Origin of the sequence: Maribacter sp. IgM3_T14_3, assembly GCF_049603095.1 — a bacterium.
GTDB lineage: Bacteria > Bacteroidota > Bacteroidia > Flavobacteriales > Flavobacteriaceae > Maribacter.
In genome coordinates this window covers 285,971-301,825 of record NZ_CP187138.1, presented here as the reverse complement: position 1 = coordinate 301,825, position 15,855 = coordinate 285,971, and the positions used below count along the sequence as shown (strand labels likewise).

Sequence of the window (15,855 nt, the reverse complement as noted above, 5' to 3'; positions counted from 1 at the left end):
ACTTTATTAATTTAGTGGGGTAATTTATTTTTTACTAATCCGTAAACGAAAGTGCCTAAAAGTGCTCCACCAATAACAACAAGAATAGAGGAGTAGCCTGCACCAACAAGCACATACATTGGTCCGGGGCAAGCACCTGCCAACGCCCAACCTAATCCGAAAATAATACCGCCAATTAAATAACGGGCAACACTTTTGGTCTTTGGATGTAAATTCATCTCATTACCACCAATCGCCTTAATCTTATATTTTTTGATGATTTGAACACCAATGACACCAATAACAAGTGCAGAGCCTATGATACCATACATATGAAAAGATCCAAATTGAAACATTTCATAAATTCTGAACCAAGATGCTGCTTCAGATTTGTACATGATGATACCGAAAAAGATTCCTATGGTTAAATAACTTATATATTTCATATTAACTGAATATTAGGGGGAATAAAAGGTGAATCATAACTAGACCTCCAATAAAGAAACCGATAACGGCAATTAAAGAAGGTAACTGCAAATTACTGAGTCCAGATATGGCATGCCCACTGGTACAACCACCGGCATAACGAGTACCAAAGCCCACCATGAATCCGCCAATAATTAAAATTGCCAATACAAATGGGTCTGTAAGATGTTCAGAAGCAAAAAGTTCAGTTGGTAAATATGCGTCACCGGCACTTTCAATTCCGTAATCGGTAGAAAGTTGTTGTGCAACTTCAGGATTAATTTTTACCGTATTATCGGACATAAATTGGGAAGCGATAAAGCCGCCAATTACAGCACCAACTACAACAACCAAATTCCAGCGTTGCGCTCTCCAATCGAACTTAAAAAAATCTGAGTATTTGCCTGCACCGCCCATAGAACACATAGTTCTTAAGTTTGAGGACATTCCGAATTTTTTGCCCATAAATAGCAAAATAAACATGGTGAGGGCAATTAAAGGTCCGGCCACATACCATGGCCATGGGTCATATATTAAATTCATTATCTATTTAGTTCAAGTTCAAAACCGCTAAAGAAAGCGCAAAGAAAATCATTCTTATGTAACCAAAGTTACATAAGAATGACATTAACTAAATGAATTATAGTTTTTGAATAATAAACCTAATTGCGATAAGAGGTTTAGACAGTGTAAAATTATGAAATGCAGTAGGTTATATGCAATTGATAATTTGTTTTTTTGTTTTATTACAATAAAAGGGGTTTTACAAATTTAACAAAGCACTAATTACCTTTTAGAGCACATGAATTTAGCATACTACTAATTTTTAATTCCGAAGGTTTTAAGAATAGTTTCTAATAAGCACCATTTCGTAAAAGCCGACTGTATAATATTTACACCTATAAATACCGTAAACCATAACCAATTGATATTAACATAAACAGCTAATACAACACTTAACAAAACCATTGTACCTACTATAACTCTAAAATATGTATTTAACATGTTGTTCTATTTTTAGAAGAATCAACAGCACCATTAAAGCGCTGTTGATTACTCATTTTTTTATTCATTAATTTCTGTACTATCCGTTGTTTCTGGATAGTTTTTCTTTTCTATCATATAATACACCAATGGTACCACCAATAAGGTAAGAACGGTAGAAACAATAGTACCACCCATCAACGAAATCGCTAGGCCTTGAAAAATTGGATCGAATAAGATTACGAATGCTCCAATAACTACCGTGCCTGCAGTTAGTAGAATAGGTGTTGTTCGTACAGCACCAGCTTCAATAGCCGCCTGTTTTATCGGTATACCCTCGGCTAAACGTAGATTAATGAAATCTATGAGTAGTACCGAATTTCGCACCATAATTCCTGCGAGGGCAATCATACCAATAAAAGAAGTAGCCGTAAAAAATGCTCCCATAATCCAGTGACCTAGAATGATTCCAATTAGAGATAATGGTATAGCAACCATCATTACTATTGGTGCTTTAAAGTTTTGAAACCATCCTACAATTAAAATATAAATTAAGATGATGGCACCCATAAAGGCAATACCTAAATCACGGAATACTTCAAGCGTAATTTGCCATTCCCCATCCCATTTAACGGTATAATCATCTTCAAACTCAGGTTGACCTAAGTACATTTCGGTAATTTGATATCCTTTAGGTAAAGCAATTTCCTTAAGCTTTTCTTCCATTCCTAATATCGCATATGCAGGACTCTCCAATTCCCCAGCCATATCTGCCATTACATATACCACACGTTTTTGATTTTTGCGGTAAATACTCTTAGCACTTATAGTTTCTTTAATATCTACTAAATCGGCGATAGGCACCATATTACCCTGTTTAGAGGTAATCTTCAATTGAGAAATATCTGTAATAGTCGACTTTTCTTTTTCATCTAAAGCGAGCACCAAACCAACTTGGTCGATAGCATTTTCATCATATAAATTTGTGATGGCTCTATTTGATAAAGCCATATTCATGGTATAGGCAATTTGCTGTGGCGCCACGCCATAAAGCATTGCTTTCTCTTTGTTAATTTCAAACTTATATTCAGTTTGGTCAGCTTCTACTAGCCAATCGATATCAACAACATCATTAGTGTTTTTTAACATGTCTTGTACGCTATTTGCAATTTTAATCTGTTCCTCATAATCAGGTCCATAAACTTCAGCTACAATTGTAGAAAGCACAGGAGGCCCAGGCGGAACTTCAACCAACTTAACATTGGCATTGTATTTAGCGGCTATTTTTTGAATATCTGGTCGTAGTAAACTTGCTATATCATGGCTCTGTGCAGTACGTTCTTCTTTGTCAATAAGGTTTACCTGAATATCTGCCATATTGCTGCCACCACGTAAATCGTAATGACGTACCAAACCGTTAAAAGTAATAGGGGCAGAGGTACCTACATAGTTCTGATAATTTATAACCTCTGGTCTAGTAGATAAATATTGAGAAATTTCTTGAGCAACTACACCTGTACGTTCAAGGGTGGTGCCTTCGGGCATATCAATAACTACTTGAAACTCGTTTTTGTTGTCGAAAGGCAACATCTTTACAGCTACAGATTTGGTAAAGAACAAAACCATTGATGCTATTAGTATTAAAAAAGTCAGTCCTAAAAATAACCAACGTTTTCTTTTATTTTCAATTAGTGGGCGTTCATATTTATTATAAATTTTATAAATAAAGGTTTCCTCTAATGGTTTCTCTACCTTTTCAACTGCACCTTTTTTCTCTTTTTCTCTCAAGAAAATATATCCTAAATAAGGCGTTATGGTCAAAGCCACAAAAAGTGATAATATCATGGCAATAGAAGCCCCAATTGGCATAGGTGCCATATATGGGCCCATAAGTCCAGATACAAATGCCATCGGTAGTACAGAGGCAATTACAGTAAATGTTGCTAAAATTGTAGGGTTACCAACTTCGTTAATAGCATAGAGTGCCGCCTGTTTAAAGGGGAGGCGTTTCATCTTAAAATGCCGGTGCATATTCTCGGCTATAATAATCGAGTCATCAACTACAATACCTGTTACAAAAACTAAAGCAAATAATGTAATTCTGTTTAATGTATAGTCAAGCATATAATAGCTCAACAACGTCAAAGCAAACGTAATTGGTACAGACAAGAATACGACCAAACCACCACGCCAGCCCATTGCCAGCATCACAATTAATGTTACCGCAAATATGGAGCCTATTAAGTGTAATAAAAGTTCAGACACTTTATGAGATGCCGTTTCACCATAGTTTCTAGTGATTTCTACATGTACGTCATCTGGTATTAAAGTGGTACGTAAATGTTCAACTTTATCAATAACAATGTCCGCAATTTTCATTGCATCGGCACCTTTTCTTTTTGCCACAGAAATAGTTACGGCAGGGTATTCAGATTTGTAATCTGATACTTTATCACTTGCCTGACCAAAACCTAAAGAAACATAACTTTGAGGGATTTCTGGTCCGTCGATAATACTAGCAATCTGCTTTAAATATATAGGCTGGTTTTGTTGAACACCAACAACAAGGTTTTCAACATCGGTAACCGAAGCCAAAAAATTGCCGGTATTTACTAAGAACTCGGTATCATTTTTATCAAAACTACCAGAACTCAATTGGGCATTGTTTGCTTTGATCATTTCAGAAACAGATAAAAAATCTAATCCGCTAGCGGCGAGTTTATCTTTATCTAAAACCACGCGTAATTGGCGGTCTTGATTTCCGATTTTATGCGTAATGGCAACATCATTTACCTTCTTGATCTCACTTTCCAGTTCCTGTGCCATTTGGCTTAACTGATACCCATCATAGTTTTCGCTCCAAAGCGTAAGGCCGAGCATAGGTACATCATCAATAGCACGGGTTTTTACCAGCGGAAAAGTTACGCCCTGCGGCATAATATCCATATGCTTATTGATTTCGTTATATAATTTCACGAAAGAACGCTCTATATCTTCGCCCACATAAAACTGAACGATGACCATACCTTGTTCTTTCATCGATGTTGAATAGACATATTCTACACCTTTAATATTTGAAATTAATTTCTCTAAAGGTTTAATGACCCGCGACTCTACTTCTTCGGGACTCGCGCCAGGGTAGCCTACAAAAATGTCCGCCATAGGCACATCAATTTGTGGTTCTTCTTCCCTAGGGATTAAAAACGAACTGTACACCCCAATGACCATGAAAACAATCATTAAAAGCACCGTTAACTTGCTGCCTATAAATATTTTGGCAATTTTACCAGCTAAACCTTCCTTCATTATTTCTTTATTTTATTTGTGTGTTCCCACCTGTAAAAGACAGGTGGTCGGGCTTTACGCTTTTACTCCTCGGCATAAAAAATGCCTGTGGGGTAACCGCTTCAATCCCTAACCCAGACTCGTTTATTGAATTGAGATTTTGGCGCCGTTGAATAATTTTCCTTCAGCAGAAACTATATATTGCTCGTCTGCCGATAAGCCAGATAATACTTCTACTTGATCACCAAAAGCTCTACCCAGTCGTAACCATCGTAGTAATGCAGTATTGCTTTGACTTACGGTGTAGATACCAGATAGTTGACCTTTCTTAACTATAGCTTCTACCGGAATCATTACAGCAGAACTTGTTGTTTTTCGTGCAATAGGAAATTGTACGGTAGCGTACATACCAGAAAGTATTTGTACATCTGTTTTATCTAAAATTACCTTTACCATATACTGTCCGCCTGTGTTCTTTGAAGATGTACTTACTTCGGTCACTTTTCCTTTTATGCTTTTATTCAATGCTTTGATTTGTACACTAACTTCAGTGTCATTTTTAACAGCAAGAATTTCAGATTCAGGTACCATGGCAAGCACTTGGTACGAACCTGGAGATTCCACTTCCATCAAAGGCATACCAGGGTTAGCCATATCACCTGCATTTATAAATTTATTGGTGACTATACCGGTAAACGGAGCGCGAATATTCGCATAACCCATTTGGGCATTGACACCGTTTTTCATTTGCTTGGCAGATTCCACTCTCGCTTTTGCCATATTGTAATTGGCAGTAATATCATCTAGCTCTTTCTGTGATGCACTATTCTCTTGAAACAATGTGGTAAAACGATTAAAGTCCTTTTCAGCATTGGTATAGGCAGCTTCAGCTTCAGTAATACCGGCATTTACCTGAGCCAATTGCGCAGAAACATCTGCATTGTTAACACTCATTAGTAATTGACCGTCACGTACCTTATCGCCAACACCAACATATATTTTATCTACGTACCCCATCATTCTAGTGCTGATGTTTGCACTTTTGGCAGCTTCAATTTTACCGCTTACCGTTAAAAACGGACTACTACTATCTTCAGAAACAGTTTTTGTTTGAACGGCTACAGCAGGTGAATTATCGACTACCGCTTTTTTATCATCGTTACCACAACTAGAGAACAATATTGTTGCACCTAAAATAGCTGTGATTATATATTTTTTATTTTTCATCTTTATGAATGGTATTAAGTGATTGTGGTACTCTATTCTTTTGTTAAAAACTGTACATACGCCAAAGCGTAATTATGTTGAAAAATTGTAGCATAATACTCTAATTGCTTTTGAGAATATTGGGTTTCAGATAGCAATAGATCAGTAGTTTTTTCTAAACCTTGCTTAAATCTATTAGTTCGTATACGCAATGATTCTTCAGATTGTTCTAGTGCCAGTTTTGTGAGCTTTAATTTATTTTGAGCATCTTCAAAACCTCTTTTCGCTTTGTTAAGCTCTAATTGACTTTCAGATTTATACTGCTCTAATTGTAATTTAGATTTGTCATATTCAGCCTTGCTCTTTTGAGATTTGCCAAAACGCTTACTACCCTCAAAAAGATTCCATTTTAATTCTGCTCCGAATAAATACCCTTGCGCTTGACCTTGAAAAATTTCATCGTCATGTAACTCATAAGTACCAAAAGCATTTAAACGAGGTAAGAAAGCCATTTGGTCTGCCCTATGCATTTGTCTGTAGGCTTCGGTAGCAGAATTCATGGCTAAAATATCTTTTCTGTTTTCAGATAAGTTTACCGTCGTTGTATTAGCATCACTAGTAATTGAAAGTGAATCTGAAGGTTTTAAAATTTCATTTTCATCAGTATTCATTAATACCGATAAATAGTTACTTGCATTTAGAATGTTACTTTTTGCATATTGCAATTGATTATCGATTTCGGTAACTCTTACTTCTACAGAAAGAACATCAGATTTTTGTAGGTAACCTTGCTTGTAACTATTGTTGGCAATACGCTTATTTTCTAGAGCAGTTTCTTGAGCTTTCTCTATAACGGTAACGGTTTTATAAGCAAGTTGTAATTGCATATATGCTTTTTCAACCTCAAGAACTAAGTAATCTTCTGTTCTGCCAGATTGTAGTTCGGTAGCGGTCATTTTTGCCTTTGCCGCTTTACGCTGGTAGATGCCATCGAAGTTTATCAATGGTTGTTGTACTTCTACACGAGTTGCAAAATCTTCGATTTGACGTGGGTCATTTAATAGATCAGGATTAAAATCTGCAGCGGTCAATATTTCTTGATTAAGTTTAGATCCAAAAGCCATTAATGGGTTAGTGGTAGCAATACCAGTATGCGATACACTAATGTTTGGCAATAGAATAGCATTGGTCTGATTGAAATCACCCTTGGCAGCTAAGACATCTTGTTTTGCTATTTTCAGTGTGTTATTACTTTCTTTTACCTTAGTCAGCACTTCATCTTTTGTAATAGATTTTACCTCTTGTGCCAAGCCAGAATAAAAGACGAACAACAAAATCCATCCTAGTTTATATTTCATGGTATTCATTTATTTGATACAAAATTAGAGTAGTAAAAAAGACTGCACAGTAACTAATGTTACCTAAGAAGATTTGTTGGTAAAAAAAGTTTCTAAATAAAAAAAGGTATTCCCATTACAGAAATACCTTTGTTGACTTTTTAAATTAAAATTTATTTTTTAGGAGATTTCACAAATGTATTAGCGAATAATCCACCCATTAAACTGCCATATAGTGTACTATTGAGCGGTTTTGAAGTTATAGCGCAAGTACCACTTATACAGCCAATTTCGGCATAGTATAAGTAACCGGCTATAGCGCCGATGATTATGCCTATAGTAGTTATTGTAAGTGTTTTCTTATGCATTAATTATTGACTTTTCTAGTGCCACCATGACCGCCGGCCACCACTAACATTATTTTTATACTCAACCAAATGAACTTAAAAAATTGAACTATTGGGTTCATCATATAAAAGCGCTTAGATTTCGATATTCTTTGTGTCATTTTTTTAGATTTTAAGTATTCTTAATTCAAGTTTTAGGGATGTAGTACTTGAAATTATTCCGGAATTAGCCACCAAAAAGGCTTCATTTTAGCTTTATAAATAAAAGCATAATGCAACACTAATTTTAACCAGTGCCCAGCCAAACCTATTTCTCCAAAGGTTTTACCTAATTCACGACCTTGGGTATCGGGGTATTTGTTGTAATCAGGCACAATGGGGTAGGTGGTAATACTCACACCACTACCTTTAGTCATTCCATATCCTGCCGAAGCAATACACGCAGCACCCATGTTACCTAAAGAACCCTTATGGTTTAAATCTTTTTTACCGTTAATAGTATCTATGATATTATCTGCAACCAACTTAGCAGTAATACCAGAAGGCATACCCGTACGCGGTGGGGCAGGAGATATCGTGGTGCCATTTTTACTTACTCGAGGTTTTGAAATTGCATGTGGTGGAGCAAATGCAATACCAGGTGCGAATATGTTTTTGTATGTCGGATTCTGATAGGTTTCAGGCCAATCTTGAACACTCCACTCTTCATAAGGTTTAGCAGTATAATCTGCATCTACTAACATAAAACCTTTAAAAAGCTTTTCGGTAATGTCTTCATTGTTCTTATCAAAGGCTTTAAAACCATGTCCGGTAAATGCAGGTATTAACATGGCAAAATCATATGTTTCAGATTTATACTCCCCATCTAATGTTTCATAATGCGCTTTACCATCTTCAATTTTATTAACTCCGGCGCCAAGAATCCATTTTATACCACGGTCTTCAAAGACCATTTCAACCATTTCACTAGATTTCATGATGTTGTTACCATAGGTAAGTAACATTCCATCCATACCAAAATCACCTAACTGATACTCATTGGCAATCCAAATAACTTCAGCCTGGTCACGTACATTATGCCTTCTAAGCTCTTGCTCTACATTTAAGATATATTCAAAAGCGGCACCTTGGCAAGTAGATTTTGCGTGCCCGGTACCAATTAAAATTTTAGCTTTCTTACCTTGTTTCATTTGTTGAATCAAATCATCTAAAGCATGCCAAGCATGTTCTGCATGACTATAGGTACAAACAGAGTAGGCTTTATTAGTGCCAGGGTTTAAACCCTCGGTCATGTCAAAGGCTAGTTTTGGTCCGGTGGCATTAATGAGATAGTCATAAGTTACCTTTTCGGTATTTCCTTTTTGTTCGCTATTAACGTACTTGATGTTTACGAACGGACTAGCTGTTTCTGCATCACCTTCTGGATGAAATGTTGTAACAAGAGCTTGTTTGTAGTTTATGTTCTTTTTCTTGTATAATGGAGCCAGAGGAAATAGAATTTGTTCAGACTTCATTCGACCGATACCTACCCATATATTAGATGGTATCCATTGGTAATTACTATTTGGCGAAACAACCAGAACTTCATGTTCTTTCGATAGTTTTCTTCGAAGGTGCGCAGCAGCAACATGCCCCGAAATTCCTGCACCTAATATGACTATTTTTGACATTATGACAAGGTTTAAAGTTTACACGAAGTTCACTTTAAACATAGCGTTACACAGCAACCTTTGTTACATATAGCTCTTTATTTTACTTGGAGCTTTTGAGTAAAATAGTGATGATCAATTTACAGTCTAAAATTGATTAATATCATATTTCTATTTCTGTATGATGATTAGTTTTGAACTTATTTTTTAAGATAGATTACAAATGAGAGGTAGTTCAAATACACTGATTTATGTTATTGCAGGTATCATCTTGCTTCACTTTGTTGTAGGGTTTATTTGGCTTATTTATAAGCTGAATAAGAAAAAAGAAGAGAAAGAATAGGTCTAAACTAAATACAAAGCCTAGGTTTTAAAAGGTAGTTAGTAAGTTTATTTTGATTTCAAAACTGTCAAATTCCATAAGAAGTTTTATTTTTTTAGTGTCTTCGATTAATAGCTCGTATCGTCTAATTGTACTTTTCCATTAAATGTTTTATAAAGAAAAATAAGATAACCAGCTAATAATGGTGCACCTACGACAACCATGGTCAACATAATACCCAAAGATTTTTGAGAAGATGCTGCGTTATAAATGGTTACACTATACGTTGGATCTATTGTAGACGGTAGTAGAACAGGATATAATTGAAAAGCAACCAACATTAATAAAAACGCCATTGTCAATGAAGAGAATATCAGTGCTTGAAAATATTTTTTCTTTGAAACTAATCTAGGTACATTGGCCACTGCCAAGAAAGCCAATATGGGTAAAATAAAGAATAATGGTTGTTCTTTAAATTTGTCCGTTACTCCGTGTATGAATACCAAAGTATACAACGAGGTTATTGCAAAACTTGAGATAAAAAAGATCATCCCTTTTTTAAGTAAAAAGGTTAGTCTTGCATGTAAACGACCTTCGGTCTTTAGCAGTAAAAATATCGCGCCTTGCGTCATAAATAATGACAGTGTGGTAAAACCTGCCATGATTGCATACGGACTTAGGAAAGAAAAGAATATGCCTCCTTTATAACTGAAGTTTTCACCTAATTCAAAACCTTGTAATATATTTCCTAGTACAACACCTAATAGAAAAGCAATTAAAACATTAGACACGAAATAAACAATATCCCATGTTTTTCGCCACCATAACATTTTTTCTGCACTTCTAAACTTAATTGCAGAAGAACGCAAGACCAACAAAAGTAAAAATAACATGAACGGAATGTACATCGTCGAAAGCATGGTTGCGTACATAACTGGGAAACCTGCAAATAAAGCACCACCACCTATAATAAGCCACACTTGGTTAGCATCCCATAACGGACCTATGGCATTGATGGCAATACGCCTGCTCAAATCTTTTTTAAAAAAAAGATGCCATGAACCTGCACCATAGTCGAATCCTTCTAAAACTGCATAACCAGAAAATAATAATCCGACGACTAAATACCAAAGGGTAGGGTAATCTATACCTAAAAAAGTTTCCATAATTTGTGATTAAACGTATTTTAAAAATTCATCAGGATTTTTAGCTTCATCATACGGACCGTGTTTTATTTTTTTATTTACCGAATAAATAAATAATAGGAACAGTACGGCGTAAACGACTAAAAAGAGTATCAATGAAAATAGAATTTGGTTGGCAGATACTTCTTGCGAAAACCCTTCATCTGTTCTTAAATGTCCGTAAACAATCCACGGTTGTCTTCCCATTTCTGCAGCAAACCAACCTACCTGATTTGCTATCTGCGGTAATAATACGGCAAATGCAAAAATATGTAAAAGCCATTTTTTATCGAATAAAGTACCTCGCCACCATAAAAAACTGGCATATAGGGTTAATGCAATTAAGAACATTCCAATAGAAATCATTATATGATAAAACTGAAAGACAGCGTTTACTTGACCTGGACGTTCATTTTCTGGGAAGGCATTTAAACCAGTAATAGGAGCCTCAAAATCTTGATGAACGAGAAACGATAATCCGCCAGGTAGCTTTATTCCTGTAACTTCTTGCGTTTCATTATCTACCCAACCAAACAGGTACAGGTCGGCAGGGGCAGATTTTTCATAATGCCCTTCCATAGCAGCTAATTTTGCAGGTTGGTTAACAGCTACACCATCGGCAGAACTGTGCCCAGATAGTAGTTGAGTTAAAGAAAAGATGGTTGCTACCGCAAGAGCAATTTTAAAAGCTTTTTTTGAGATTTCAACATATCTACCTTTCAGTAGATAATAGGCATGTACACTTAATACTAAGAAAGCGCCTGCTAAAAGTGCTCCTTGCCACACATGAATAACCCTATCAACACTAGATGGATTAAATACCATAGCCCAAAAATCTGTTACTTCTGCTCTGGCATTAAAACCTTCCCCTACAATATGATACCCCGCAGGTGTTTGCTGCCAGCTATTGGCTACAACGATCCAAACAGCAGAAAACATAGAACCTAGAAAAACCATAATGGTTGATAAGAAGTGTACCTTAGGCGATACACGGTTCCACCCGAAAAGTAAAATACCTAAAAAGGTACTCTCTAAACCAAAAGCAAACAAACCTTCGGCTGCTAATGCGCTACCAAAAATATCGCCAACGTACCTAGAATAAACGGCCCAATTGGTACCAAATTCAAATTCCATAATAATACCGGTGGCAACACCAATACCAAAAGTAATAGCAAATATTTTTAACCAAAAACGGGTTAAGATTTCATATTGTTTATTTCCTGTTTTTAGGTATAAACCTTCCATTATTACCATAATTAAGCCAATTCCGATACTTAATGGTGGGTATATGTAGTGAAAGGCAATAGTAAAAGCAAATTGGATACGGGCAAGAATTTCAACATCCATAACAGGTAATTTTTATACAAAATTAGGGAAATTGATAGGGTAGTTAGGTAACCTAGGTTACATATTTCAAGAAAAATCAGCATAAATGAGAAATAAAAATCATAATCAAAAAGCTTAAAGAATTATTCCCATAAAGTGTTATTAAATACTTAACTCTTTTCGTCAGAATAACTACTCATGAAATATGGGAAAAGAAAAATCCCTAGAAATGGTGTGACCAATTCTAGGGATTTAGGTATATAAGCGTTTGAGTTAGTCTTTATATGCAGAAAGCATCCAAACTAATTTTTCTTGTTGCGTAATATAATCGCTCATTAATGAAACCGTGCCTTCATCTTCAGCATCTGCAGCAATTTTTAACGTTGCTCTTTCCTTTTTAAGTAATATAGATAAACTGGTTAAAATGTTATCAATAGCCTTATCGCCATCTACTACATTCTCAATAGGTTTAATTTCAGAATGTTCAATATACTTGGCAAAGGTGTGAATAGGGGTGTTGCTTAGTGTTAATACACGCTCAGCGATTTCATCAACCTTTATTAAAGCATCATTATAAAGTTCTTCAAATTTTAAGTGAAGTTCAAAAAACTTTCTTCCTTTTATATTCCAATGAAAACCTCTTAGGTTCATATAGAACATTTGATAATTAGATAGTAAATCATTTAACTGATTTGCGATATCATTAGAGTCTTTTTTGTCTAATCCGATATTTGATAAATTTGTATTTGCCATGATTCTTAGTTTTTAAACAGTTATATAATAGTTAAAATTTATTATTATATTAATTTTCGATAAAGATAATTTATATGTTAAAAGTGGAGGGTAACTTAGGTTACATAATTTACTTTTTAACTTTCTTTAACAAAAAGGAGTAAACATAATAATCAGGTAATAGTCAAATATATACTACTAAGAATATATATTATTAATATCTACGAATGTGACTTTAGTCACATTTTAAACCGATTTGGGCACTTAATTTTGCAGCATGAAGTTTTCAAGCTTTACGATATCGATACTGTTTACATTCATTTCATTGGCAAGTAGTTTTAAGACTGCTAGTGTAATGAGCTATTATGCTTTGTTTACAACTGATTTCGTAGAACGATTTTGTGAGAATAAAGAACGACCAGAGTTAAAATGTGATGGTAAATGTGCTTTATCACAAATGTTATCTCAGAAGGCTGATGATGAAAAAACTCCAATTAATTTAGATTTGCTTAAAAACGAAACAGTATTGTTTATTGGATCGTTGACTACATACGAGTTTGTACAACAATCTAGAAAAATGTTGCATAATGTACGGTATCGTGTACTATATGATTTTCATTTCTTAGAGCGTATCAAACATCCTCCCAAAATTTAAAAATTTTACTTCAATTTAATGTATCTAGCTCCTTATTAATAGTGCGTTGGATAGTATTTCTATTAATTAAAATTTTTAAAATGAACCTAAAATATCTTTGGGTATTATCGGTATTATTATCGACACCCTTACTATACGCACAAAGTTTATCAGGAAAAATAATCTCTGAAATTGAACAACAACCACTCCATGGAGCTCATATTTTAGCTAATAATGGATCAGCAACATATACCAATTCTGATGGTGATTTTGTCTTGAAAAATGTTGAGGAAAATGTGATATTGACCATATCTTATGTTGGGTATAAAACCATACAACAGCAAGTACTTGACATTAATACCCCAATAGTAATCACTTTACAAGAAGCGCCCATTGCCATAAATGGAGTTTTAGTGACAGGTAATATGAAAATTGACCCTGTACTTACCATAGAGACTAATGATTATGTCAAGAGAATAGTTCAGCCTAGAAATGTAGCCGATCTATTTAATGATGTTAATGGTTTTTCGTTGATTAAAAGAGGTAATTATGCGATTGATCCTAGTTTTAGAGCAACGCAATATGAGCAGTTAAATGTGCAGTTTGATGGTGGTACAAAAGCCATGAATGCTTGCCCCAATCGTATGGATCCCATTACTACCCATGTGATACCAGAGGAAATTGAAAAAATTGAAATTATAAAAGGACCTTACTCCGTTAGATATGGTGCAACTTTTGGTGGTATCGTTAATATGGTAACCAAAAAGCCCTCGATAGACGATTATGGTATTCACGGTAGTGTAAGTGGAGGTTATGAAAGTAATGGTGGTTCTATGGTATCAATGGCGCGGTTGCAACAGGCAACTGAGAAATATGACGTAGCTGGTAATATTGGTTTTCGTGATTTTGGTAATTATGAAGATGGTGACGGTATAGAAATTCCGTCTTCTTTTAGAAGCTTGGATTATGGCATAAAAGCGAGTGTTAATTTTACTGAAAATCAAAGACTACAAGCACATTGGCGACAGTCTTTCGGGCGCGATGTCTTACACGCTGGTCTACCTATGGATACCGAAGAGGATAATAGTAGTATTCTTTCTTTAGATTATAAATTAGGGAGTATGCCGGGTCTTGTTGAAAGCATAGATTCTAAAATTTATTATAGCTATGTAGATCATATAATGACTAATTACAATAGGCCAAGCTTTATGATGACATCTGCCATTTCTGCAATTGACGCTACTACGGCAGGTGGTAAAGTAGAATTAAAATTAAAACCAACAGACAATCTTGCACTATTTACAGGTATTGATGTTTTGCATATTGCACGAGATGGCAATAGAACACGATTAGTGAAAAGAAATGCTATGGGTCTTTTAGATACACCCTTAACATTTGAAGATAAGGTGTGGCAAGATTCATACATAAATGATATTGGATTATTTGCAGAAAGTAAATACCCCTTAACAGAAAAAACAATGTTAACTGCAGGTGTACGTTATGACAATGTTACTTCTGAAGCAAAAGATCCTGAAGCTGATTTTGCTGCCTTATATCCTAATCTAGATAAAAGAACGGAACATAATTTTAGTGGTACAGCTTCAATTAAATATGTGTATTCTCCACAATTTATTATGGAAGTGGCTTATGGTCGTGGTGTTAGATCAGCAAATATGATTGAACGTTTTATTAATCACTTTAGCGTAGGTCAAGACGCGTATGAATATGTTGGCAATCCTAATTTAGATGCAGAAGTAAATAATCAGTTTGAGGTAGGTTTTAAAGGGAAGATGCCTATTTCAGAAAATACTTCAGATATGTTTAGCTATAGTACATCTTTCTATTACTCGCTTTACGAAAATTATATAGTCGCTATCATAGATGAAACACAAACCAGAAAATTCATGCCGATGAATGAACCCTCTAATGCAAAAGTTTTTAGAAATTTAGATGATGCGTACAAGACAGGTTTTGAAATTATGGCTGGTGTAGACTTCTGTACTAATTTTAACTTTACAACTGAACTTGCTTATGTATATGCTAAGAATAATGACTTAAATGAGTCATTACCCTTGGTACCACCTTTAGTTACAAGATTTAAATTGGGCTATGAAATAGAAAAATTTTGGGTGAATGCAGAATATAGGCTCACTGCCGAGCAAGATAATATTGCGTATTCTTTTGGTGAGCAGGTTACACCAGGTTACGAAATAATGGATTTACGTTTAGGTGTAATACCAATGAAGAACCTAACCTTAGGTGTTGCCGCATTGAATGTTTTTGATAAAACATATAGTAATCACCTTAATTTCGCATTTAATAATCAGGCTGAATTCGGAACTGAACCCATCAATGATCCAGGAAGAAACCTATCGGTTTTTGTTCAATATGAATTTTAATAGATG

General features: G+C 35.0%; 14 protein-coding genes. 2 read left to right on the top strand and 12 right to left on the bottom strand.

Translation table 11 applies throughout. The features are described 5' to 3' along the window. Positions 1-11: 11 nt before the first annotated feature. The 12 genes from ACPF9A_RS01430 to ACPF9A_RS01375 form a co-directional block, all read right to left on the bottom strand. Positions 12-425 (bottom strand): DUF6691 family protein, encoded by a 414-nt coding sequence (locus ACPF9A_RS01430; RefSeq protein ID WP_027067570.1) that lies wholly within the window; start codon positions 423-425, stop codon positions 12-14. A 1-nt stretch (position 426) separates the two neighbouring features. Beyond that, positions 427-987 (bottom strand): YeeE/YedE family protein, encoded by a 561-nt coding sequence (locus ACPF9A_RS01425; RefSeq protein ID WP_424000978.1) that lies wholly within the window; start codon positions 985-987, stop codon positions 427-429. A gap of 276 nt (positions 988-1,263) precedes the next feature. Further along, on the bottom strand, positions 1,264-1,449 hold the full coding sequence (locus ACPF9A_RS01420) for a YgaP family membrane protein (RefSeq protein ID WP_324026219.1): 186 nt from the start codon (positions 1,447-1,449) through the stop codon (positions 1,264-1,266). A gap of 60 nt (positions 1,450-1,509) precedes the next feature. After that, a complete protein-coding gene (locus ACPF9A_RS01415; protein WP_424000976.1) occupies positions 1,510-4,734 on the bottom strand; it encodes an efflux RND transporter permease subunit in 3,225 nt (1,074 codons plus the stop codon). Between the two features lie 123 nt (positions 4,735-4,857). Then, entirely contained in the window at positions 4,858-5,940 is a 1,083-nt protein-coding gene (locus tag ACPF9A_RS01410; RefSeq protein ID WP_424000974.1) for an efflux RND transporter periplasmic adaptor subunit, read from the bottom strand. A gap of 32 nt (positions 5,941-5,972) precedes the next feature. Beyond that, positions 5,973-7,277 carry a TolC family protein gene (locus ACPF9A_RS01405; RefSeq protein ID WP_424000972.1) on the bottom strand — a complete coding sequence of 435 codons (1,305 nt, stop codon included), beginning with the start codon at positions 7,275-7,277 and terminating at the stop codon, positions 5,973-5,975. Positions 7,278-7,429: 152 nt separating this feature from the next. Continuing rightward, positions 7,430-7,624, bottom strand: coding sequence for a DUF6132 family protein (locus ACPF9A_RS01400; RefSeq protein ID WP_424000970.1), 195 nt, complete (start codon positions 7,622-7,624; stop codon positions 7,430-7,432). After that, the gene (locus ACPF9A_RS01395) at positions 7,624-7,764 is read right to left on the bottom strand and encodes a hypothetical protein (RefSeq protein WP_166637462.1); all 141 of its coding nucleotides are present in this window, start codon (positions 7,762-7,764) and stop codon (positions 7,624-7,626) included. Before ACPF9A_RS01395 ends, ACPF9A_RS01400 begins: the two co-directional genes overlap by 1 nt. A gap of 54 nt (positions 7,765-7,818) precedes the next feature. Then, positions 7,819-9,273: an NAD(P)/FAD-dependent oxidoreductase gene (locus tag ACPF9A_RS01390; RefSeq protein ID WP_424000968.1), complete on the bottom strand. Its 1,455-nt coding sequence runs from the start codon at positions 9,271-9,273 to the stop codon at positions 7,819-7,821. Positions 9,274-9,702: 429 nt separating this feature from the next. Next, on the bottom strand, positions 9,703-10,740 hold the full coding sequence (gene cydB / locus ACPF9A_RS01385; protein ID WP_424000966.1) for a cytochrome d ubiquinol oxidase subunit II: 1,038 nt from the start codon (positions 10,738-10,740) through the stop codon (positions 9,703-9,705). 9 nt (positions 10,741-10,749) lie between these two features. Then, complete coding sequence (locus ACPF9A_RS01380; protein WP_424000964.1) at positions 10,750-12,105, bottom strand: cytochrome ubiquinol oxidase subunit I; 1,356 nt, start codon at positions 12,103-12,105, stop codon at positions 10,750-10,752. Between the two features lie 252 nt (positions 12,106-12,357). After that, positions 12,358-12,837, bottom strand: a complete 480-nt coding sequence (locus tag ACPF9A_RS01375) for a Dps family protein (RefSeq protein WP_424000962.1) — start codon at positions 12,835-12,837, stop codon at positions 12,358-12,360. Positions 12,838-13,093: 256 nt separating this feature from the next. Between ACPF9A_RS01375 and ACPF9A_RS01370 the strand changes: the two genes are divergently transcribed. Together ACPF9A_RS01370 and ACPF9A_RS01365 are read left to right on the top strand one after the other, a co-directional pair. Then, positions 13,094-13,471 carry a hypothetical protein gene (locus ACPF9A_RS01370; RefSeq protein ID WP_424000960.1) on the top strand — a complete coding sequence of 126 codons (378 nt, stop codon included), beginning with the start codon at positions 13,094-13,096 and terminating at the stop codon, positions 13,469-13,471. A gap of 80 nt (positions 13,472-13,551) precedes the next feature. Further along, the gene (locus ACPF9A_RS01365) at positions 13,552-15,849 is read left to right on the top strand and encodes a TonB-dependent receptor domain-containing protein (protein ID WP_424000958.1); all 2,298 of its coding nucleotides are present in this window, start codon (positions 13,552-13,554) and stop codon (positions 15,847-15,849) included. The last annotated feature ends 6 nt before the right edge of the window (positions 15,850-15,855 follow it).